Here is a 21697-nt window from a genome sequence, read left to right as displayed (position 1 = left end):
GAGCAGGGACTGTTGCGCAGTCCAGCGGGAGCAAGCTCCCTTGCCACAGTGATGGTGTGGGCCTCGCGGGATTATTTGACGCCAAAAGTGCGGGTATTTTCTGACAAAAAACGCCAATCGTCAGAATTTGCCCGAGGTTTTAAACCTTTTTCAAATTATGTGTTCTAGTTATCACCAGAGCATTTGCGCGCTACGGATTGCGCCACTAAAATGCCATTACTGATAGCGAGTTCGCGCCTATGCGTATTGATGGCTTTTCCTCACCGTCCTATCCAATCAAGCGCAAGCCGCGCAAGGCAAACGCTACGGTGGACGACTCCGTCGAGGATTCGCCGGACTTCATCGAAGTCCAATCCGATGCGCAAGCCAGCTCCCAAGCCCGTATCAGCGGCCTTCCCGCCCGTCAGCAAGACATGGTCTTCCCGCGCTCCATGAGCAAAAGCGTCGCGACCGCCCTGGCCAGCTACCTGACCACCGCCGGTTTTGTCGAATGGGATATGGAAGTGCTGGGTCTCGACATCCACATCTGATGCGCCTGCCTTACTTCATCGGTTGCCCGTCCTGGAGTGAAAACGCCTGGCGCGAATACCTGTACCCGGCCGACGCACGTTCCAACGATTACCTCGCGCTGTATTCCCAAGTCTTCAACGCCGTTGAAGGCAACACCACGTTTTATGCCCGCCCCTCGGCCGCCACGGTGCAGCGCTGGGCCGAGATCATGCCTGCCGATTTTCGCTTCACGGCGAAGTTCCCAGGTGACATCAGCCATGCTGGCGACTTGCGTGAGCAACTGCCGGCGGCGGAAAGTTTTGTCGGCCTGATGAGCCCGCTGGGGGAGCGTGTTTCGCCGCTGTGGCTGCAGTTGTCGGCAGGCTTTGCGCCGCAGCGCCTTGCCGAATTGGTCGGGTTTATCGACGGCCTTGAACGCCCGATGGCCGTTGAAGTGCGCCACCCGGAGTTCTTCGCCAAGGGCGACGCCGAGCGCGCGCTCAACCGTTTGTTGCGCGATCGAGGCGTGGAGCGCATCTGCCTGGACCCGCGTGCGCTGTTCAGTTGCACGTCGACCTCGGCGGCGGTGTTGCATGCCCAGTCGAAGAAACCCAAGGTGCCGCCACGTCCGGCGGCGTTGACCCGGTTTCCCCAAGTGCGTTTCATCGGTCATCCCGAACTGCAAGCCAACGACCCGTTCCTGGTCCCGTGGGTGGAAAAAATCGCCTTCTGGATCGAAGAGGGCCGCACGCCGTACATCTTCCTGCACACCTCGGACAACCGCCTGGCCGCACAACTGGCCCTGCGTTTTCACGAGCAATTGATGGCGCGCCTGCCCGGCCTGCCACCCCTGCCGACCCTGAATCGAGCGCCTGAAGTGGAGCAACTGGGGTTACTCTAGGGCTCCTTTTTTCGCCAGGAGTCAGACATGGATGCCCAAGCCCTTCGCGCCGAAACCTTCAAGGCCTTGCACGCGCGTGATCGTGCCTTCGTGATGCCCAACCCATGGGATGCGGGCTCCGCCGTGATGCTCGCCAGCCTAGGCTTTGAAGCCCTGGCCACCACCAGCGCAGGCTATGCGTTCAGCCTCGGACGGCCGGATGCGGAAGGGGCGTTGTCCCTGGACGACACATTGGTCAATGCCACGCTGATTGCCCAAGCCACGCCATTGCCAGTGGCCGCCGACCTCGAAAACGGCTTCAGCGACACCCCCGAAGGCTGCGCCCAGACCATCCTGCGTGCGGCGGCCACGGGCATTGTCGGCGGCTCCATCGAAGACGCCACCGGCATCGCCGCTGAGCCGATCTATGCCTTTGACCTGTCTGTGGCGCGTGTGGAAGCCGCCGTTGCCGCCGCGCGCAGCCTGCCATTCGCCTTCACCCTGACCGCCCGTGCGGAAAACCTCCTGCATGGTCGTCTGGATTTGCCTGACACCATCCGCCGGCTGCAAGCCTACGCCGAAGCCGGTGCCGACGTGCTCTACGCGCCGGCCCTGCGCAGTGCCGAGGAAGTATTGGCGGTGGTCAAGGCGGTGGCGCCCAAGCCGGTCAACGTGTTGATGTCCGGCGGCTTGAACCTCAGCGTGGCGCAGTTGAGTGCGATGGGCGTGCGACGGATCAGCGTCGGCTCGGCCATGGCGTTGGCAGCCTATGGCGAGTTCTATCGCGCAGCGCAGGAAGTGTATGAGTTGGGGACGTTTACCTTCACTGAACGCAAGATGCCGTTCAACCAGGCCAACGAGTTTTTCAAGCGCTGAATCAGGCGGCCAGGCGCAGGTTCTGAGTGATCAGCGGGCGAGCCCAGTGGTAATCGAAGTCCAGGGCCTTTTGTTGCGCCAGCAGTTCTTCGGTCGGGTACGGCGTGGCGGCCGGTGGCAGCAGGTCCAGTTCGAACTCGGCAATCGGCAGGTGCAGCGGGCGGGGCTCGGGCGCCGGGCCGGGTTCCGGCAGCGGTTGGCCGGCGCTCAGCACGATTGGGCGAACCCAGCCGCTTTCGAAGTTTTGCTGGCGCTGTTGGGCGACGATTTCTTCTTCGGGCAATGGTGTCGCAGCCGGTGGCAGCAGTTCGGTCTCGAACTCGGCAATCGGCAGGAACAACGGCTCAGGCGGGGCGATTTCGGTGTCTTTCACGTCGCATTCACGCTGGGTGAGGATCTGCGACAGCAGGTCGGCGCCGGCACTGGGTTCAACTTCCGGGTCCAGCGGTGCAGGCGCCTGGGCGGCGAGCGCGCCCGGCGCATCGCCGAGCTGCTCGGCCAACGCCCGGGCAAAGAAGTCCTGCCACACATGACTCACCCCGGCCAGCGCTTGGGTATTGCGCAGGCCGTAGTGGTTGTGGGTCGGCAGTACACCGATGGTTAGGGGAAGAATGTCTGACATTTTTCTCGGTCGACGCTCAGCTCTGGCAAAATACCTGACTGTTGTTTTTATCGGCCGGTATTTGCCGATCCTTAATATTTTTGAGCGTAGCGATTGATGAGCGAACAACCAGCGGCCAGCCGCATCAGGGTCGAGGCCTTGGCCGAAGGTTTCCAGGCCCTTGCCGAGCAATGGGCGACACGGCTTGGCCTGCCTTTGCAGCAGGCGGATGCGGATTTTTCCCTGCAAGTCGGTGAACAGGGCCTACAGCTGCAACAGCTTGGGCCGGATGCACCGGGGCCGGTGCGCGTGGATTTTGTCGAAGGTGGCGCGGCGCACCGGCGTTTGTATGGCGGTGGCAGCGGGCAGATGATCGCCAAAGCGGTGGGCATCGCCCAAGGCGTGCGCCCACGGGTGCTGGACGCTACCGCAGGCCTGGGCAAGGACGCGTTCGTACTCGCGAGCCTGGGCTGCGAAATGAGCCTGATCGAGCGCCAGCCGTTGATCGGCGCCTTGCTTGAAGACGGCCTGGCGCGCGGCGCGGATGATTTTGAGGTGGCACCGATTGTGGCGCGCATGCAGCTGCTCAAAGGCAACTCCATCGAGGTGATGCGTAATTGGGAGGGCGAGCCGCCCCAGGTGATCTATCTCGACCCGATGTTCCCGCATCGTGAGAAAACTGCCCTGGTGAAGAAGGAAATGCGCCTGTTCCGGCCGTTGGTGGGGGATGATCCGGATGCCCCTGCATTGCTCGCAGCGGCACTGGCGTTGGCCAGCCACAGGGTGGTGGTGAAACGGCCGCGCAAGGCACCGTGTATCGAGGGGCCCAAGCCGAGCCATGCGTTGGATGGCAAGTCCAGCCGGTATGACATCTACCCGAAGAAGGCGCTCAAGGGCTGAATCTTCAGTGGTCTTGAGGGCCTCTTCGCGAGCAAGCCCGCTCCCACATTTGGCCGCATTCCAAAGTTGGAACTCGGTCAAATGTGGGAGCGGGCTTGTTCGCGAAAGCGACCGCCCAGCCACCACAAGACTTCAGGCCCGATAAGCGCGCATAAACAACCCCACCACCTCGCGCACGTGTTCCTCGGCCGCCTCCTCACTCAACGGCCCGCCACAGCCATACAACAAGCAAAAATTCGCCGTGCCCTTGAGCAGGCAGAAGAAGTGCTCGGCCGCCGTAAACGGTTTGTCGATGCTCAGCGCGCCACTTTGGTCGATCTTGCCCAACAAGCGCTCCATGCCTTGCAGCATGCGCATTGGCCCCGCCTCGAAGAAGATCTGTGAGAGTTTCACGTCCTGGTTGCCCGTGGTCATCATCAGGCGATGCAGGTTCACCGATTCCTTGCTGTTGATCAGCCGATGGAAGCCCCGCGCAATGTTCAACAGCACCGTTTCCACAGGCATGTCGGCGGGCAACTCGAAGTACATCACCGGCAATTGTTCCTCGCACTTGGCGACCACGGCGGCGGTGAATAAGGTCTCTTTGTCGGTGAAGTGGCTGTAGACGGTCAGTTTCGACACGCCGGCCTCAAGGGCGACAGCATCCATGCTGGTACTGGCGTAACCATTGCTCAAAAACAGGATTTTCGCTGCTTCGAGGATAGCCTGGCGTTTTGCCATGTCCTTGGGACGCCCGGGGCTATTGGTGTTGGCAGGATTGTCGGACATTTTCACCTTTAATACTGGACTGGTGAGTTTGGTATTAATAACATACTGGCCAGTATAATTATTCCTAGCTCCATTTGCGAAAGGTCCTTCAGCATGCGCAGCACTTTCCTGCCCCTTGCGTTGCCTGCCAGCTTGGCGTTCCTCTTGGCCGCTTGCGGCCATGAAGAAGCGGCCCAGACCGTTATCCGCCCGGCCATGGTGGTGCAGCCGCAGCCTTCGGCGCAGGCGAGTGACAGCTACCCCGGTGAAGTCCGTGCGCGCTATGAGCCGGACCTGGCCTTTCGCATCGGCGGCAAAGTCAGCAAGCGCCTGGTCGAGGAGGGCGAGCGGGTCAAGGCCAATCAGCCGCTGGCCGAGCTGGACCCTCAGGATGTGCGCCTGCAACTGGAAGCCACCCGCGCCCAGGTCGCCGCCGCCGAGGCCAACCTGAGCCTGGTGCGCGCCGAGCGTGATCGCTACAAGACCCTGATGGACCGTCAGATGGTCAGCCGTTCCCAGTACGACAATTCTGAAAACCTCTACCGATCCGGCGAAGCACGTCTCAAACAGATCAAGGCCGAGTTCGACGTGTCGAGCAACCAGGCCGGTTACGCCACGTTGCGCGCGCCCCAGGACGGCGTGGTCGCCAAGCGCGCAGTGGAAGTGGGCCAGGTGGTATCCGCCGGCCAGACCGTATTCACCCTGGCCACCGATGGCGAGCGTGAGGTGTTGATCAGCCTGCCCGAGCAAGGCTTCGCCCGGTTCAAGATCGGCCAGCCGGTGTCCGTCGAATTGTGGAGCCAGCCGGATCAGCGTTTCGCCGGGCGTATCCGTGAACTGTCGCCAGCAGCCGACCCGAAATCGCGCACCTTTGCCGCGCGTGTGGCATTTACCGGCGGCAAGGTCCCTGCCGAACTGGGCCAGAGTGCGCGGGTTTTCATACAGGCTGACGGTGTGATTCCGCTGTCGGTGCCGTTGTCTGCCCTCAGTGCGGAGAACGGTGCGTCCTACGTGTGGCGTGTACAGGCAGACAACACGCTTAAACGCACCCCGGTGCGCATCGGTGCGTTCGGCGAAAAATCCGTGCCGGTGCTGGAAGGCTTGAGTCCCACTGATTGGGTGATCGCCGCCGGCGTGCATGTGCTCCATGAGGGCCAGCAAGTGCGCCCGGTGGATCGCTCCAACCGGATAGTGAATCTGGCGGCCAAGGAGTAGTCCCCGATGGGTTTCAATCTTTCCGAATGGGCGTTGCGTAATCGCCAGATCGTACTGTTCCTGATGATCCTGCTGGCAGTGGTCGGCACCTTGTCCTACACCAAGCTGGGGCAAAGCGAAGACCCGCCGTTCACCTTCAAGGCCATGGTGATCAAGACCAACTGGCCCGGCGCTACGGCTCAGGAAGTTTCGCGCCAGGTCACCGAGCGCATCGAGAAAAAACTGATGGAGACCGGCGACTACGAGCGCATTGTCTCCTTCTCGCGTCCCGGCGAATCCCAAGTCACCTTTATGGCCCGCGACTCCATGCACTCGGCGCAGATCCCCGAGCTGTGGTATCAGGTGCGCAAAAAGATCAGCGACATCCGCCAGACCTTGCCGCCGGACATCCAGGGGCCGTTTTTCAACGATGAGTTCGGCACCACCTTCGGCAACATCTACGCCCTGACCGGCGATGGTTTTGACTACGCCGTGCTCAAGGACTACGCCGACCGTATCCAGATTCAGCTGCAGCGCGTGCCGGATGTGGGCAAGGTCGAGTTGCTTGGCCTCCAGGACGAGAAGATCTGGATCGAGTTGTCCAACCTCAAGCTGGCGACCCTCGGCCTGCCGTTGGCGGCGGTACAGCAGGCGTTGCAAGAACAGAACGCGGTCTCTACCGCCGGCTTCTTCGAAACCCCGACCGAACGCGTGCAACTGCGGGTGTCGGGTAATTTCAAGACGGTGGAAGAGATCCGCAACTTCCCGATTCGTGTGGGTGACCGCACCTTCCGTATCGGCGATGTCGCCGACATCCACCGTGGCTTCAACGATCCTCCGGCGCCGCGCATGCGCTATATGGGCGCGGACGCCATCGGCCTGGCCGTAGCCATGCGCGACGGCGGCGACATCCTGGTGCTGGGCAAGGCGCTTGAAGGCGAATTCGCACGCCTGCAGAAGAACCTTCCGGCAGGCATGGAGCTGCGCAAGGTATCGGATCAACCGGCTGCGGTGAAAACCAGTGTCGGCGAATTCGTTCAGGTCCTGGCCGAGGCACTGGCCATCGTGTTGCTGGTCAGCTTCTTCTCCCTCGGTGTACGCACCGGCATGGTGGTCGCCCTGGCAATTCCGCTGGTGCTGGCGATGACCTTTGCCAGCATGTATTACCTCGGGATCGGCCTGCACAAGATCTCCCTCGGCGCATTGGTGTTGGCCCTGGGCCTGCTGGTGGATGATGCGATCATTGCCGTGGAAATGATGGCGATCAAAATGGAGCAGGGCTATGACCGGCTCAAGGCCGCGAGTTTCGCCTGGACCAGCACTGCGTTCCCGATGCTCACCGGTACCTTGATCACCGCCGCGGGTTTTCTGCCGATTGCCACGGCGCAGTCGAGCACTGGTGAATACACCCGCTCGATTTTCCAGGTGGTGACCATCGCCTTGCTGGCCTCTTGGGTCGCGGCCGTGGTGTTTGTGCCGTACCTGGGGGAAAAACTCCTGCCGGACCTGGCGAAGATTCACGCGGCCAAACATGGCGCCGACGGTCCTGATCCCTACGGAACCCCCTTCTACCAGCGTGTAAGACGTTTGGTGGAGTGGTGCGTGCGTCGGCGTAAAACCGTGATCGTACTGACCCTGGTGCTGTTTATCGGCTCGGTGGCGCTGTTCCGTTTTGTGCCGCAACAGTTCTTCCCGGCCTCCGGCCGCCTGGAACTGATGGTCGACCTGAAGCTGGCCGAAGGCACCTCCCTGAGCAACACCGCCGAGCAGGTCAAACGTCTGGAAGCGCTGCTCAAGGATCACGCCGGTATCGACAACTACGTAGCTTACATAGGCACCGGTTCGCCGCGTTTCTACCTGCCCCTGGACCAGCAGTTGCCAGCCGCCAGCTTCGCCCAGTTTGTGGTGTTGGCCAAAACCATCGAGGAACGTGAAAGCCTGCGCACCTGGCTGATCGAAACCCTCAACGAACAATTCCCCGAGCTGCGCTCGCGGGTCACGCGCCTGGAAAACGGCCCGCCTGTAGGCTACCCGGTGCAGTTCCGCGTGACCGGCGAACACATCGAAGAAGTCCGCGCCCTGGCGCGGAAAGTGGCGGCCAAGGTTCGTGAAAATACCCACGTGGCCAACGTGCACCTGGATTGGGAAGAGCCGAGCAAGATCGTCTACCTCAATATCGACCAGGATCGCGCCCGCGCCCTCGGTGTGAGCACCGCAAATCTGTCGAAATTCCTACAGAGTTCGCTGACAGGTTCCAGCGTCAGCCAATACCGGGAGGACAACGAGTTGATCGAAATCCTCCTGCGCGGCACCGTCCACGAGCGCACCGAGTTGTCGCTGCTGCCAAGCCTCGCCGTGCCGACCGACAACGGTAAAAGTGTGGCGCTGTCGCAAATCGCCACCCTCGAATACGGCTTCGAAGAGGGCATCATCTGGCACCGCAATCGTCTGCCGACGGTGACGATCCGCGCCGACATCTATGGCAAGGAGCAACCGGCGACCCTGGTCCAGCAGATTCAGCCGACCCTTGAAGGCGTGCGCGCCGAACTACCGGATGGCTACTTGCTGGAAGTCGGCGGTACCGTCGAGGATTCTGCCCGTGGGCAAAACTCGGTCAAAGCCGGCGTACCGCTGTTTATCGTGGTGGTGCTGACCTTGCTGATGCTGCAACTGCGCAGCTTCTCACGTACGGCGATGGTGTTTCTGACGGCGCCGCTGGGCCTGATCGGCGTGACACTGTTCCTGTTGGTGTTCCGCCAGCCCTTCGGCTTTGTGGCCATGCTTGGCACCATCGCGCTGTCGGGCATGATCATGCGCAACTCGGTGATCCTGGTGGACCAGATCGAGCAGGACATCAAGGCCGGGTTGGCGCCATGGCAGGCCATTATCGAAGCTACCGTCCGACGCTTCCGTCCGATTGTTCTCACCGCCCTCGCGGCGGTGCTGGCGATGATCCCGCTGTCGCGCAGCGTGTTCTTCGGGCCGATGGCAGTGGCGATCATGGGTGGGTTGATTGTGGCGACGGCGTTGACCCTATTGTTCCTGCCGGCCCTGTATGCTGCGTGGTTCCGAGTGAGGAAGGACGTCGCGTAATCATGTTGGCCACTGTTTCAGCCCTGATGTTGTTATTGCTTGCCCCTGGCCCGACCAACACCCTGCTGTTTCGCGCAGGGCTGTTGTTCGGCTGGCGGGCCTCGTGGCAACTGGCATTTGTCGAGTGCTTGGCCTACCTGCTGCAGGTTTCGCTGTGGGGTGTGGCCTTGCTGTATCTGGCGGCGTATTCGCCATGGGCGTTGAAGGCCACGCAACTGGCGGCGGCGTGTTACCTGCTGTATGTCTCGTACAAACTCTGGCAACGCAAGAACAGCGCGGCCGACCCGAGCCGCGACCGTTTCTCCGGGCTGTATTTCTTCTGGCTGACGGTGATGAATCCCAAAGGCCTGTTGATCGTGTCGTTCATCGCGCCGGTCGGCGCCTTTGCCACGTTGCCAGGCTATGCCGGGTTCATGCTCACCCTGGTGTTGGTGGTGATCCCGGTAGGGTCGGCGTGGATTGTGCTGGGCAGTCGCTTCGAAGGGATTCAAAAGGCCTGGCTGACGCCGTTGAAGATCAACCGCGCCACCTCGATCGCGATTGGTTGCTTTGCCACGTTGATGGTGGGGCGGTTGGCGGAATCGGTCCTGCATTAGGTCGCTCCCCGTTGCAGGGAGCGATCCTTCCAACGTTTACAGCGCGCCGAACACCTTCTTCGCCAGGCTGGTGGCCGCGGCCGCCGGGTTCTTGCGAATGGTTTCTTCCTGTTGCGCGATCATCTTGAACAAGCCATCCAGCGCCTGCTCGGTCACGTAGTTTTCGACGTTGGCGCTTTTGGCGTCCACTGCGCCAAACGCCGCAGCCTTGCCGGCCAGGGCGTTGTACTGCTGGGCCACGCCGACCTTGTCGGTCGCCGCTTTCACGATGGGCAGGAACTTGGCGCGGATCTGCTCGCGGCTGCTTTTGTTCAGGTATTGGGTGGCCGAGTCCTGGCCGCCGCTGAGGATGCCCTTGGCGTCGGTCACGCTCATGTTTTTCACGGCATTTACCAGGATCGGCTGGGCCTGGGTCACGGCGGACTCCGCAGCTTTGTTCATACTGGCTTCCAACTGCGTGACCTGGTCACCCATGCCAAACATCTTCAGCTTGTCGGCCACTTTGCCCAACTTGCCCGGCAAACCGATCTTCACTTGCGGATTGTTGCTGAAACCTCCCGGTACACCCAATTGTTTCACGGCGATCTGTGCGCCTTGGGTCAGGGCGTCCTTGAGGCCGCCGCTGGCGTCGCCCTGGGACAGGCTGCTGAGGTCCAGGGCCATGGCGTTGGCGCCGAGCAGCAGGCCGGCACACAGGGCAGTAAAGCGAAGGGAGTTGCGGAGCATGGGCGCTTCCTTTTGATGGGGCGTGTGTTCTGGAGGCTATCAGTGGGCCGCGGCGTCAACGCGCAAGCGCAGGGGTTGCGGGTCCTGGCCGTTGAGCTGCACAGAGTGCCGTTCGGTGGTGATAAACATTAGCTTGCCATCCACTTCGATGCGAGCGCTGACCGAATAACTGTGGCCAGGCTTGACCTGTGCAGGGTCGTAGCTCAGGTGAAACGCCAGGGGCACCTGGCCTTTGACCGGGCCTTTCTGCTCCGCCAGCGTCACGGCTGGCGCGTCGGCCAGGGACACGTCTTGCAGGCTGACACTCAAGATGGCGGTGGGCGGCAGGGCGATGCGTTGCAGGTAGAACACTTCGCCATCGAGGCTGGCCTTGGGGGCGGGCGTCATGGATTGGCAGGCTCCGAGCAGGGCGGTGAGGCCGAGGAGGATGATCTTTTTCATGGTGTTGCTCCTTGTCAACGGCGCCGGAAACCGCCCGGCGCCTTATTCAATCTAGCGGCTTTCTTCAGGCGTGGGGGCGTCAGGTTCGAGCGGCGTTTGCGCCGCGCCATCGACGCGATGCAGTGCGACCTGGCGGATCGACAGGCGAATTTCCGCCGGCAACACGCGCTTGGCCGCGCCTTCGGCCAGTTCACCGAGCAGGTCGTGGTAGCTCAGCTTGCCGGCTTCATCGCGGCGCAGCACATCTTGCTCCAGCAACGTCTGAATAAAATGTCGGAAAAGGCTCTTGTCGAAGAACTCCGGTGCGTTGAGGCCATGCAGGATCGACAGGCGCTGGGCCATCACCGTGCACAGGTCCTCCAACTCCTCGGCGCTGATGCTGTTCTGGCCGCTGTTGAGCAGCAGCGAGATCGCCATGTAGAAGCGTTGCAGGGTCTGGGCGATGCTCTTGGACAATAGCGTCAGCAGCACGAAGTGCGTTGAACTCGGGGCCGGGCGCAGGTACACGTTGTTCTCGAAGCGCAGCAGGCCTTGCTCGACGAAGGCTTCCAGCCACTGGTCGACCACGCTGTCCAGCTCATCCAGCGACCAGCGGATAAACAGCTCCGATTGCAGGTACGGGTACAGCGCGTGGGTGTAGCGCAGGATCTGTTCGCGGCTCATCCGCGAGCTGCTCTGGAAAAAACTGGCGAGCAATGCCGGGAGGGCAAAGATGTGCAGCACGTTGTTGCGGTAGTAGGTCATCAGGACAGCGTTCTGCTCGCCCAGGTACACAATCTTACCGAGGGCGTCGCTCTGTTCCGACAGCAGATCCATGTCCTTGACGTGCTTGATCAGCGCCAGGCCATCGCCTTCGGGCAACGTGGTGTGGGGCGAGTAGGGCACGCGGCGCAGCAGCGCCAGGTACAGGTCCAACTGGCGTGCCATGGCTTGTTCATCCAGGGCCAGGCGTGTGGTTGAGAGCAACGCCAGGGCCACCAGGTTGACCGGGTTGACCGCAGCGGCTTCGTTGAGGTGGCGGGCCACCCGCTCGCCGAGGCGGTTGGTGGTTTCGTTGAGCCATGCCGGTTTGTAGTTCGGGCCCAGCTCCTGGGCGCGCCAGTCCGGTTGCTCGGCGTCGAGGAACTCCGCCAGTTTGATCGGCTCGCCGAAGTTGACCGCGACTTGGCCAAAGCGCTGCTTGAGCGCGCCGACCACTTTGAAAATATCGAAGATCGACTCTTTCTTCTTGCTCGCGCCGCGCAACTCACCGAGATAGGTCCGGCCTTCGAGCACGCGCTCATAGCCGATGTACACCGGCACGAAGACGATGGGCATGCGCGAAGAGCGCAGGAAACTGCGCAGGGTGATTGCCAGCATGCCGGTCTTTGGCTGCAGCATGCGCCCGGTACGCGAGCGGCCGCCTTCGACGAAGTACTCCACCGGGAAGCCTTTGGTGAACAGGGTATGCAGGTATTCGTTGAACACCGAGGTGTACAGCGGGTTGCCCTTGAAGGTGCGGCGCATGAAAAACGCACCGCCACGGCGCAGCAGGCTGCCGATCACCGGCATGTTCAGGTTGATCCCGGCGGCGATGTGCGGCGGGGTCAGGCCATTCTTGAACAGCAGGTAGGAGAGCAGCAGGTAGTCGATATGGCTGCGGTGGCACGGTACGTAGATCACCTCGTAGCCCTGGGCAACCTTTTGCACGCCCTCGATGTTGTTGACCTTGATGCCGTCGTAGATCTTGTTCCAGAACCAGCTCAGCACCACTTCGAGGAAGCGGATCGCGGTGTAGGTGTAGTCCGACGCGATCTCGTTGCCGTAGCGTAGGGCCAGGGCCTTGGCTTTTTCCGGGGCGATTTTTTCGCGTTCGGCCTCGTCCGCAATGGCTTGGCGCACCAGCGGCATGTTGACCAGGCCTTTGACCAGGTTGCGTCGGTGGGACAGGTCGGGGCCGATCACGGCGGTCTTCAGGTTGCGAAAGTGCACCCGCAGGATCCGTTGGGCCATGCGGACGGTGCGTTCGTGGCCTTTATTGTGCTCGATCAACTCACGCAGGTTGATAGGCGCGGAGAATTGCACACGGGTCTTGCGACCGAGGATCAGGATGCTCAGCAACCGGCGCAGGCGGCCGGTGACCGCCCAGCTGTCGGCGAACAGCAGTTTCCACGGGCTGGACTCGCTTTCCGGCGACTGGCCCCAGAACACGCTGACCGGAATGATTTGTGCATTCTCTTCGGCGTGCTCGCTGAGGGTGTTGACCAGTCGGGTCAGGGTCGGCGGCGCGCCGCGCTTGTCCTGGCGGCCGAGCCAGTCCGGCTCGGGCGTGAGGTAAAAGAACGCCGCCGGCTCCATCAACGGGCCGACCGATACCGGCAGCACCGGGCGCGGCAGGCCGGCCTTGGTGCACTCGGCATCGACCACGGCCAATTCAGTGAGGGAGGGCGATTGCAGGACGTAGAACACCGGCCGACTGCGGTCGAGGTTAAGGGTAAGGGACGACTGGTTGATCGTCTCCGAGCGAACCCAGAGGTACAACAGTCGGCGCAAGGTGCCAAACACCAGACGGCGGAACGGGGAGCGGGTCATAGGCGTGCTGCTTCAAGTGGGAAAAACCGAGCAGGTGCTCGGGCGGGTAGTGTGCCGTATTCGCCGAAAATCGGCAAAAAAGCCGCGAAGTAAACTTGAGTTGATGGTTTTTGAACCTGTCTTATACTCGGCAGTTCAATGCGACCGACTCAACAATAAAAAACATATGGGAGGAAGACAGATGGCAACGCGCGAAACCGGCAATGTGAAGTGGTTCAACGATGCAAAGGGTTACGGGTTTATTCAGCGGGATGATGGCAAGGATGTGTTTGTGCACTACCGCGCCATTCGCGGTGAAGGTCATCGATCGTTGGCCGAGGGCCAGCAGGTGGAATACGCCGTAGTGACCGGCGAGAAGGGCTTGCAGGCGGAGGATGTGGTGGGCCTGTAACCTGATTTTTGTTACACCGCTGAACCCATGTGGGAGCGGGCTTGCTCGCGAAAGCGGTGTGTCAGTCACAAGAGATGTTGACTGATCCACCGCTTTCGCGAGCAAGCCCGCTCCCACATTTGATTGGGTTCACAATTCGGCTTTCTATGCAGTTTTCCAGGTGATCTGTTCTTCACCGTCCGCGCTGATACGAATCCAGGTGTCGGCGCTTTCTTCGCCTTCTTCCTCAACCCACGTACCCGGTGCGCAACGCACTTCGACGTTCAGCGCAGCAAATGCAGCGCGGGCGCAGGCGATGTCGTCGTCCCACGGGGTCTGGTCGCTTTCCAGGTACAGGCTGTTCCATTTGCCTACAGCCTTCGGCAGCCAGGTGACAGGCACGTTACCGGCCTTGCACTTGTAGGTCTGGCCTTTCTGGACCCACTCGGTGCACGGGCCCAGGGCGGCGCCCAGCCAGGCGGCGATAGCCTTGTAGTCGACGTCGGCGTCCTTCAGGTAAATCTCGATATCGGGTTGGCGCATGGATGTTCCTCGTTGCGGGATTTAAAAAATCCATTCGCGGAAAAGTCGGTTATTGAAGCACGAAATAGTCGTAGCGCATCGACACGGTGACGATCAGCGGCTCGGCGGCCTCGATCACGTCGCTGCGGCGTTCGGCACTGGCGCGCCAGCCATGGGGTGTCATGGCCAGCAGGTTGGCGCGGTCCTGGGGTTGCGCCAGGCTCAGCGTGAACTCGAGGATTTCGCTGTGCGCCAGGCTCATGCCTTCCGGCACCAGGGCCAGGTGTTTGTCGTCGGTGTACTCACGCACTTCGTCGTAAAGACGCTCGCGCAGTTCCATCAGGTGACCGCTGGTCGGGCCGACTTTCATCAAGCCGCCGCCGGGGCTCAGCAGGCGCTTGGCCTCTTCCCAGTCCAGCGGGCTGAATACGCTGGCGAGGAATTGGCAACTGCCTGACGCCAAGGGCACGCGGGCCATGCTGGCGATCAACCAGGTCAGCGCCGGGTTGCGTTTGCACGCACGCTTGACCGCTTCCTTGGAGATGTCCAGCGCATAGCCGTCGGCGCGGGGCAGGGCGTCGGCGATTTGCGCGGTGTAGTAACCCTCGCCGCAGCCGATGTCCACCCAGCGCGCCGGGGCGAGCTCAGCGGCCAGTTCGGCCAGGCGCCTGGCGACCGGCGCGTAATGGCCGGCGTTGAGGAAGTCGCGGCGCGCCTCGACCATGGCGAGGTTATCGCCCGGGTCGCGGCTGTTTTTGTGCTGCACCGGCAACAGGTTCAGGTAACCCTGGCGTGCGCGGTCGAAACGGTGCCCGGCGGGGCATGCGACGCCATTGTCGACCGCGTTGAGCGGCGCACTGCAAATGGGGCAGGCCAGCATCAGGCGAGCAACTTGATCAGGGTCTGGTAGTAGATTTCGGTCAGCACGTCGAGGTCGCTGGCCAGAATGCGCTCGTTGACCTGGTGGATCGTCGCGTTGACCGGGCCCAGTTCGACCACCTGGGTACCGAGGGTGGCGATGAAACGCCCATCGGAGGTGCCACCGCTGGTGGACGCCTGGGTCTCACGCCCGGTGATCGCCTTGATGCTCGCGGATACCGCATCCAGCAGCGCGCCCGGCTCGGTGAGGAACGGCAGGCCCGACAGCGCCCACTCCACGTGCCAGTCCAGGCCATGCTTGTCGAGAATCTGCGCGACACGCTGCTGCAGACCTTCGACGGTGGATTCGGTGGAGAAGCGGAAGTTGAACACCGCCGTCAGGTCGCCCGGGATCACGTTGGTCGCGCCGGTGCCGGAATTCAGGTTGGAAATCTGGAAGCTGGTCGGCGGGAAGAAGGTGTTGCCGTCGTCCCAATGCTCGGCGGCCAGTTCAGCCAGGGCCGGAGCGGCCAGGTGGATCGGGTTCTTCGCCAGGTGCGGGTAGGCCACGTGGCCTTGTACGCCGCGCACGGTCAGGGTGGCGCCGAGGGAGCCGCGACGGCCGTTCTTGACCACGTCACCCACCAGCGTGGTGCTCGACGGTTCGCCGACGATGCACCAGTCCAGGCGTTCCTTGCGTGCGGCCAGGCGTTCGATCACGGCCTTGGTGCCGTGGTGCGCCGGGCCTTCTTCATCGCTGGTGATCAGGAAGGCGACCGAGCCCTTGTGGTCCGGGTAGTCGGCGACAAAACGCTCGGACGCGACGAGCATCGCGGCCAGGCTGCCTTTCATGTCCGCCGCGCCACGGCCGCAGAGCATGCCGTTGTCATCGATCAGCGCGTCGAACGGGTCGTTCTGCCAGGCCTGCACCGGGCCGGTCGGCACCACGTCGGTGTGACCGGCAAAGCACAGCACCGGGCCATCGTGCTTGCCATGGGTGGCCCAGAAGTTGTCCACGTCTTCAATACGCATCGGCTCAAGCGCAAAACCGGCGTCGCCCAGGCGCTGCATCATCAGCTTCTGGCAATCGGCGTCGATCGGCGTCACAGAGGGGCGACGGATCAGGTCGATGGCAAGTTGAAGGGTCGGCGAAAGGTCGGCATGGGCCGTCATGGGAAAACTCCGGGAAGCGTGTTGTGGGCGCAGGACGAATGTGGAATACAGAGCTCGGGGCGACGCAGAGCCAATGTGGGAGCTGGCTTGCCTGCGATAGTATCGCCGCGGTGTGCCAGCCAGACCGCGGCGTCTGCATCGCAGGCAAGCCAGCTCCCACACAGAGCAAAGGCAGGGCCAAGACTCATAAAATGGCCGTTATCTTATAGCAAAACGGCGGCCAGAGGCCGCCGTTTAGTGCATTGCGCAAGTTTTTACGCAGCTGGCGCGGGCTCCACGGCTGCCGAAGGTTTCGGCAACGACGACAGGAACGCCATGATCAGCGCCGCCACGTACGGCAGCGACTGTACCAGCAGCATCACCACCCAGAAGCGCATGTCATTGCTCGGTAGGCCTTGCACCAGATAGATCCCCAGTGCGGCACCCCACAACAGCAGCATGATGAACATTTCTTCGCGGGCTTCGGAAATCGCTACCCAGAAGCCGTGGTTATCCGCGTTTTTCGGTGTACGAAAGAACGGAATACTGCTGGTGAAGAAGCCATACAGCACCGCCTTGGCGATGGTGTGGGACAACGCCAGGCCGGCCAATGCTGCGCAGAACGCGTCCTTGAGGTTCACGCCTACGGCACGGCGGTACAGGAAGATGATCTTGCCCACCTTGAACACGAACAGCGCCAACGGCGGAATCGCGAAAATCAGCAGCGGCGGGTCGACCCGCGTCGGCACGATGATCATCGCCGCCGACCACAACAGCGCGCCGACGGTGAAGAAGATGTTCATGCCGTCCGCCACCCACGGCAACCAGCCCGCGAGGAAGTGGTAACGCTGGCCACGGGTCAGCTCGGTGCCCTTGCCGCGCAAGAGGCTTGCGGTGTGGCGCTTGATGATCTGGATTGCACCGTAGGCCCAGCGGAAACGCTGTTTCTTGAAGTCGATAAAGGTATCCGGCATCAAGCCCTTGCCGTAGCTGTCGTGGTAATACGCTGCCGACAGGCCTTTCTCGAACACCCGTAGGCCGAGTTCGGCGTCTTCACAAATGCACCAGTCGGCCCAGCCGAGTTCTTCGAGCACCGAGCGACGGGTCATGGTCATGGTGCCGTGCTGGATGATCGCGTCACGGTCGTTGCGGGTGACCATGCCGATATGGAAGAAGCCCTTGTATTCCGCGTAGCAGAGCTTCTTGAAGGTGCTTTCGTTCTGGTCGCGGTAATCCTGCGGCGACTGCACCACCGCGATTTTCGGGTCGGCGAAGTGCGGCACCATGTGCTTGAGCCAGTTCGGCGATACGCAGTAATCGGAGTCGATCACCGCGATCACTTCGGCATCCTTGGCGGTGTGCGGGATCAAGTAGTTCAACGCGCCACCCTTGAAACCGGCCAGGGGCGCGACGTGGAAGAACTTGAAGCGCGGGCCGAGGGTTTCGCAGTAGTCGCGCACCGGCTCCCAGACGGCCGGGTCCTTGGTGTTGTTGTCGATGATCAGGACTTCGTAGTCCGGGTAATCGAGGGCGGCCAGGGCGTCGAGGGTCTGTTTGACCATCTCCGGCGGCTCGTTGTAGCAGGGCACGTGGATCGACACTTTCGGGCGGTAGTCCGAATCCCCTTCAACCGGCAGGAATTCACGCCGGCGCTTGTGGGTCCACACCGCTTCCGCCAGTTCGTGGGCCTCGGTCAGCAACACGATAAACACGCCCAGCGCGCCAAGGGCCAGGAGAATGCCAACGGTGACACTGAACCAGGTGCTGTATTGCTGGCTGTAGTCGTAACCGATCCACACCAGCACCGAACCGCACAGGAACGCGATAAAGGTCAGGAAGGTCCGACCCCGCTGGCGCAGCGCCGAGCCGTCGATCATCAGCAGGGTCAGGGATAGCAGCGCGAGCACCACCGAACCGATGGCGAGTACGCGCCACTGAGGGATCGCGACGACCGGGCCTTCAAAGTTGAATTTCTGCTGGCGTGCGCCGTTGAATACGCCCCAGTAAGCACCGGCCGAGCCTTCGTCGCTGACTTTCCACGGCTGATCGAAGGCCTCGATCACGAAGTAGTTGTAGCCCTGGCGGTTCAGCTTATTCACCAGCGTACGCAGGTAAATCGCCTGGTCGGCCGGCGACGTTTCGTTGCCACCGCGCATGCGCCCGTTACTCGGCCAGCCAACTTCCGACAGCAGCAGCGGCTTTTTCGGGAACAGCTTCTTCAGATCCTTGGCACGGTCGAGTACGTACTGGCCGGCCTTGTCCATCGGAATGTATTCCCAGAATGGCAGGATGTGCGCGGCGATCAGGTCGACGTGCTTGGCCAGTTGCGGGTTCTTTTCCCAGATGTCCCATTGCTCGGATGTGGTGACCGGCACTTTGACGGCGGCGCGCACCCGATCCAGCAGCACGATCAGCGCTTCTGGAGTGATGTCCTTGCGGAACACGGCTTCGTTACCCACCACGACCCGCACCACGCTGCGCGAGCTGTTGGCGATTTCGATGGCGCGCTGGATTTCCCGTTCGTTGCGTTCAAGGTCGGGGCTGATCCAGATCCCCAGGGTCACCCGCAGGCCGAACTCTTCGGCCAGTTTGGGGATGTCACCCAGGGTGCCGTCCACCGAGTAGGTACGGATGTTGTCCGTCAGCTTGCTCATGATCTCAAGGTCACGACGCATCTCGTCGTCGCTTGGGAACTGGTTTTTCTGTGGGTACTGGCCTTGCTGGAACGGCGAGTAGGAAAAACCGGAGATCTGTTCAGGCCAGTTGGGAGCGGTGACCGGGCGGTTGATCAGCGCCCAGAAGCCGGTGAACAGCGCGGCAATTGCCAGCACGATCACCAGATTGAGTCCAAATTTACGCGATGCCATGGTTATGTCGGGTTCCAAAAGGTGTGGAACGAAAAGAGGTATCGGCCTGCGCCGAACGGCGCGCATCCTACACCGGCCTTTCCCTGAGCGTATAGCAGACAGAGAAAAGCCGGACGTTAGTCAGCGAAAGGCCATCTAAGTTCTTAACTTGTAACTTGTAGCTTAAAACTTGCCGCTCTGTAGCCCATAATGCGCGCCGGTTTTTGGGGTAATGGTCATGAGTACAGAAGATCCACGGTTTGCAGGCGTCGCCCGCTTGTATGGCATTGAAGGCCTGGAACGCTTGAAAGCGGCCCATGTGGCGATCGTCGGCGTCGGCGGCGTGGGCTCCTGGGCGGCGGAAGCCATGGCCCGTTGCGGTGTGGGCGAAATTTCGCTGTTTGACCTGGATGACGTGTGCGTCAGCAACAGCAACCGCCAGTTGCATGCGCTGGACAGCACCGTAGGCAAACCCAAAGTCGAGGTGATGGCCGATCGCTTGCGCGGCATCAATCCGGATTGCGTGGTGCATGCGGTGGCGGACTTCGTCACCCGCGACACCATGGCCGAATACATCACGCCGAACATCGACTGCGTGATCGACTGCATCGATGCCGTGAATGCCAAGGCGGCGCTGATCGCCTGGTGCAAGCGCCGCAAGATCCAGATCATCACCACTGGCGGCGCTGGCGGGCAGATCGACCCGACGCTGATCCAGGTGTGTGACCTGAACCGCACGTTCAACGACCCGCTGGCGTCGAAAGTGCGCTCGACCTTGCGTCGGGACTACGGTTTCTCGCGCACCGTGACCCGCCACTACAGCGTGCCGTGTGTGTTTTCTACCGAGCAACTGCGCTATCCCAAGCCGGATGGCAGCATCTGTTTGCAGAAGAGTTTTGTCGGCGATGGGGTGAAGCTGGACTGTGCCGGTGGGTTTGGTGCGGTGATGATGGTGACCGCGACCTTCGGCATGGTGGCCGCGACCAAGGCAGTGGACAAGATCGTGGCCGGGGTGCGTAGGCCTTCAGAGCGTGTTAAACCCGCCTAGGTTCCAGAACCTTGCACAATTCAAAATGTGGGAGCGGGCTTGCTCGCGAAAGCAGTGTGTCAGTCAATACATCATTGCCTGAACCAGCGCATTCGCGAGCAAGCCCGCTCCCACAGTTAGCCTTGTGTACGGCTTAGTTCTCGCATGCGCTGCAGCACTGCATTCAAGCCATTGCTGCGCGACGATGATAATTGGCGGGAAAGTCCTAATTGATTGAACCAGTCGTGCAGATCGACGGCGTGCAGTTCAACGGCCGACAACCCATTCACCCGCGCCAGCAGCAACGCCACCAGTCCCCGAATCATCCGTGCATCACTGGCGGCAGCAAACTGCCAATGCCCGTCTTGCAAGCGCCCCACCAACCACACCAGGCTTTCACAGCCCTGCACCAGGTTGGCGTCGACTTTATCTTCGGCAGGCAGGGCGGGCAAACGCTCGCCCCATTGCATCAGCATGCGTGCGCGCTGTTCCCAGCTGCCTACCGCCTGGAAGGCCTCCAGTGCAGCGACTGCCTCCACCGGCAGGCTCATCGCAGCATATCCAGCGCCTGATCCAGTGCTTCAAAAAAGCGCTCCAGATCGTCGGAATCGTTATACAGCGCCAGCGATACACGGATCGCCCCCGACAAGTGCATTGCCTTGAGCAACGGCATGGCGCAATGGTGCCCGGCGCGCACAGCGATGCCTTGTTCGGTCAACAGATGCGCGAGGTCGGCGTTATGCACGCCTTCGACCACAAAGCTGACCAACGCCACCTGCGGCGAGCCCAGCACGCGCACGCCATTGCGCGCTTTCAAACCGCGCAGCAGATACTCGTGCAACGCCGCTTCATGGGCGACCACCGCCGGTTGATCCAGCGAACTCAGGTAATCCAGGCTGGCGCCCAGGCCGATCACGCCGGCGATCGGCGGTGTACCGGCTTCAAAACCCAGTGGCGCCGGGCGGAAGCTCGCGCTGTGATAGTCGGCCTGTTGCACCATCTCGCCGCCAAACTGCCAGTGGCGCAAGTGATGCAGCGCTTCATTGCGGCCAAACAACACGCCGACGCCGTCCGGGCCGTAGAGCTTGTGGCTGGAAAAGACATAGAAGTCGCAGCCCAGGGCCTGTACGTCATGACGGCCATGGACGATACCTTGGGCGCCGTCGACGACGGTCAACGCGCCGTGTGGCTGTGCCAGTGCCAACAAGGCCTGAAGCGGCTGCCAGGCGCCGAGCACGTTGGATAACTGGCTCAACGCCAGCAGGCGCGTGCGCGGGCCGATCAATTCGGCGGCGGCGGCGAGGTCGATCACGCCGTCATCGCCCAGTGGCAATACCACCAGCGTCAGCGCGCGGCGTTTGGCCAGTTGCTGCCAGGGCAACAGGTTGGCGTGGTGTTCCAGGGCGCTGATGACAATCTCATCGCCCGCATTGAATAGATGCTCCAGGCCATAGGCCAAGAGGTTCAGCGCAGAGGTTGCGCCGTGGGTGAAGACGATCTGCCCGCTGTCGCCTGCGTTCAGCCACTGCGCGACCTTGCTGCGGCTGTCTTCGAATGCCTGGGTCGCATGGGCCCCCGGCAGGTGCTGGGCACGGTGCACATTGGCTGCGCCATTGGCGTAGTAATGGCTGATGGCGTCCAGCAAGGCCTGGGGTTTTTGCGTGGTTGCGGCGTTGTCCAGGTAGGTCTGGTCTTGCCGTTGCAGGGTGGCGATGGCCGGGAAATCGGCGCGCCAGGGAGAGGGCACTAGCATGGTGTTCAAGACTCGTATAAGCGAGCCCCAGGGTCGGGGCCCGCTAGTGGCATCG

The 21697-nt window shown here is 61.8% G+C and carries 20 protein-coding genes; 9 read left to right on the top strand and 11 right to left on the bottom strand.

Annotation, left to right across the window (positions count from 1 at the left end):
* Positions 1-239 precede the first annotated feature (239 nt).
* From IB241_RS16740 to IB241_RS16730, 3 genes are read left to right on the top strand one after another with little or no spacing between them, the layout of a single operon-like run.
* Entirely contained in the window at positions 240-530 is a 291-nt protein-coding gene (locus IB241_RS16740; protein WP_192299375.1) for a hypothetical protein, read from the top strand.
* Complete coding sequence (locus IB241_RS16735; protein WP_192299374.1) at positions 530-1390, top strand: DUF72 domain-containing protein; 861 nt, start codon at positions 530-532, stop codon at positions 1388-1390. Before IB241_RS16740 ends, IB241_RS16735 begins: the two co-directional genes overlap by 1 nt.
* A gap of 27 nt (positions 1391-1417) precedes the next feature.
* The gene (locus IB241_RS16730) at positions 1418-2245 is read left to right on the top strand and encodes an isocitrate lyase/PEP mutase family protein (RefSeq protein ID WP_192299373.1); all 828 of its coding nucleotides are present in this window, start codon (positions 1418-1420) and stop codon (positions 2243-2245) included.
* Between the two features lies 1 nt (position 2246).
* Here IB241_RS16730 and IB241_RS16725 read toward each other — a convergent pair whose 3' ends face one another.
* Entirely contained in the window at positions 2247-2867 is a 621-nt protein-coding gene (locus IB241_RS16725; RefSeq protein ID WP_192299372.1) for an energy transducer TonB, read from the bottom strand.
* A gap of 96 nt (positions 2868-2963) precedes the next feature.
* On the opposite strand from IB241_RS16725, the gene IB241_RS16720 reads away from it, so the two are divergent.
* Positions 2964-3746: a class I SAM-dependent methyltransferase gene (locus IB241_RS16720; protein WP_192299371.1), complete on the top strand. Its 783-nt coding sequence runs from the start codon at positions 2964-2966 to the stop codon at positions 3744-3746.
* 132 nt (positions 3747-3878) lie between these two features.
* Here the strand turns inward: IB241_RS16720 and IB241_RS16715 are convergent, their stop codons facing one another.
* A complete protein-coding gene (locus tag IB241_RS16715) occupies positions 3879-4514 on the bottom strand; it encodes a TetR/AcrR family transcriptional regulator (RefSeq protein ID WP_192299370.1) in 636 nt (211 codons plus the stop codon).
* A gap of 93 nt (positions 4515-4607) precedes the next feature.
* Here IB241_RS16715 and IB241_RS16710 point away from each other — a divergent pair, with 93 nt between their 5' ends.
* Genes IB241_RS16710 through IB241_RS16700 form a run of 3 tightly spaced genes read left to right on the top strand, consistent with a single transcriptional unit; the run spans position 4608 to position 9376 of the window.
* Positions 4608-5708, top strand: a complete 1101-nt coding sequence (locus IB241_RS16710; protein ID WP_192299369.1) for an efflux RND transporter periplasmic adaptor subunit — start codon at positions 4608-4610, stop codon at positions 5706-5708.
* A gap of 6 nt (positions 5709-5714) precedes the next feature.
* Entirely contained in the window at positions 5715-8780 is a 3066-nt protein-coding gene (locus IB241_RS16705) for an efflux RND transporter permease subunit (protein ID WP_192299368.1), read from the top strand.
* Positions 8781-8782: 2 nt separating this feature from the next.
* Positions 8783-9376, top strand: coding sequence for a LysE family translocator (locus IB241_RS16700; RefSeq protein ID WP_192299367.1), 594 nt, complete (start codon positions 8783-8785; stop codon positions 9374-9376).
* Positions 9377-9412: 36 nt separating this feature from the next.
* Here the strand turns inward: IB241_RS16700 and IB241_RS16695 are convergent, their stop codons facing one another.
* Genes IB241_RS16695 through plsB form a run of 3 tightly spaced genes read right to left on the bottom strand, consistent with a single transcriptional unit; the run spans position 9413 to position 13114 of the window.
* Positions 9413-10102 carry a DUF4197 domain-containing protein gene (locus IB241_RS16695; protein ID WP_192299366.1) on the bottom strand — a complete coding sequence of 230 codons (690 nt, stop codon included), beginning with the start codon at positions 10100-10102 and terminating at the stop codon, positions 9413-9415.
* A gap of 39 nt (positions 10103-10141) precedes the next feature.
* Positions 10142-10543, bottom strand: a complete 402-nt coding sequence (locus IB241_RS16690) for a YbaY family lipoprotein (RefSeq protein WP_192299365.1) — start codon at positions 10541-10543, stop codon at positions 10142-10144.
* Positions 10544-10594: 51 nt separating this feature from the next.
* Positions 10595-13114, bottom strand: a complete 2520-nt coding sequence (gene plsB / locus IB241_RS16685) for a glycerol-3-phosphate 1-O-acyltransferase PlsB (protein WP_192299364.1) — start codon at positions 13112-13114, stop codon at positions 10595-10597.
* A 181-nt stretch (positions 13115-13295) separates the two neighbouring features.
* Between plsB and IB241_RS16680 the strand changes: the two genes are divergently transcribed.
* The gene (locus tag IB241_RS16680) at positions 13296-13505 is read left to right on the top strand and encodes a cold-shock protein (protein WP_016974389.1); all 210 of its coding nucleotides are present in this window, start codon (positions 13296-13298) and stop codon (positions 13503-13505) included.
* A gap of 144 nt (positions 13506-13649) precedes the next feature.
* Here IB241_RS16680 and IB241_RS16675 read toward each other — a convergent pair whose 3' ends face one another.
* The 4 genes from IB241_RS16675 to IB241_RS16660 all read right to left on the bottom strand — a co-directional run bounded on the left by IB241_RS16675 (position 13650) and on the right by IB241_RS16660 (position 18883).
* Entirely contained in the window at positions 13650-14027 is a 378-nt protein-coding gene (locus tag IB241_RS16675; RefSeq protein ID WP_192299363.1) for a hypothetical protein, read from the bottom strand.
* Between the two features lie 49 nt (positions 14028-14076).
* Positions 14077-14886, bottom strand: coding sequence for a putative RNA methyltransferase (locus tag IB241_RS16670; protein ID WP_192299362.1), 810 nt, complete (start codon positions 14884-14886; stop codon positions 14077-14079).
* Complete coding sequence (gene dapE / locus IB241_RS16665; RefSeq protein WP_058425298.1) at positions 14886-16037, bottom strand: succinyl-diaminopimelate desuccinylase; 1152 nt, start codon at positions 16035-16037, stop codon at positions 14886-14888. The genes IB241_RS16670 and dapE overlap by 1 nt, the downstream gene beginning before the upstream one ends.
* 254 nt (positions 16038-16291) lie before the next feature.
* Positions 16292-18883, bottom strand: coding sequence for a glycosyltransferase (locus IB241_RS16660; protein WP_192299361.1), 2592 nt, complete (start codon positions 18881-18883; stop codon positions 16292-16294).
* 217 nt (positions 18884-19100) lie between these two features.
* On the opposite strand from IB241_RS16660, the gene tcdA reads away from it, so the two are divergent.
* Positions 19101-19910, top strand: a complete 810-nt coding sequence (gene tcdA, locus IB241_RS16655; protein ID WP_370694889.1) for a tRNA cyclic N6-threonylcarbamoyladenosine(37) synthase TcdA — start codon at positions 19101-19103, stop codon at positions 19908-19910.
* Positions 19911-20026: 116 nt separating this feature from the next.
* Here tcdA and IB241_RS16650 read toward each other — a convergent pair whose 3' ends face one another.
* Both IB241_RS16650 and IB241_RS16645 read right to left on the bottom strand, forming a co-directional pair.
* The gene (locus IB241_RS16650; protein WP_192299359.1) at positions 20027-20440 is read right to left on the bottom strand and encodes a SufE family protein; all 414 of its coding nucleotides are present in this window, start codon (positions 20438-20440) and stop codon (positions 20027-20029) included.
* Entirely contained in the window at positions 20437-21642 is a 1206-nt protein-coding gene (locus IB241_RS16645; protein ID WP_192299358.1) for an aminotransferase class V-fold PLP-dependent enzyme, read from the bottom strand. Before IB241_RS16645 ends, IB241_RS16650 begins: the two co-directional genes overlap by 4 nt.
* Positions 21643-21697: the final 55 nt, after the last annotated feature.

This window comes from Pseudomonas sp. PDM05, assembly GCF_014851685.1.
In the GTDB taxonomy this organism is placed as follows: domain Bacteria; phylum Pseudomonadota; class Gammaproteobacteria; order Pseudomonadales; family Pseudomonadaceae; genus Aquipseudomonas.
This window is presented reverse-complemented; position numbering and strand designations above follow the sequence as displayed.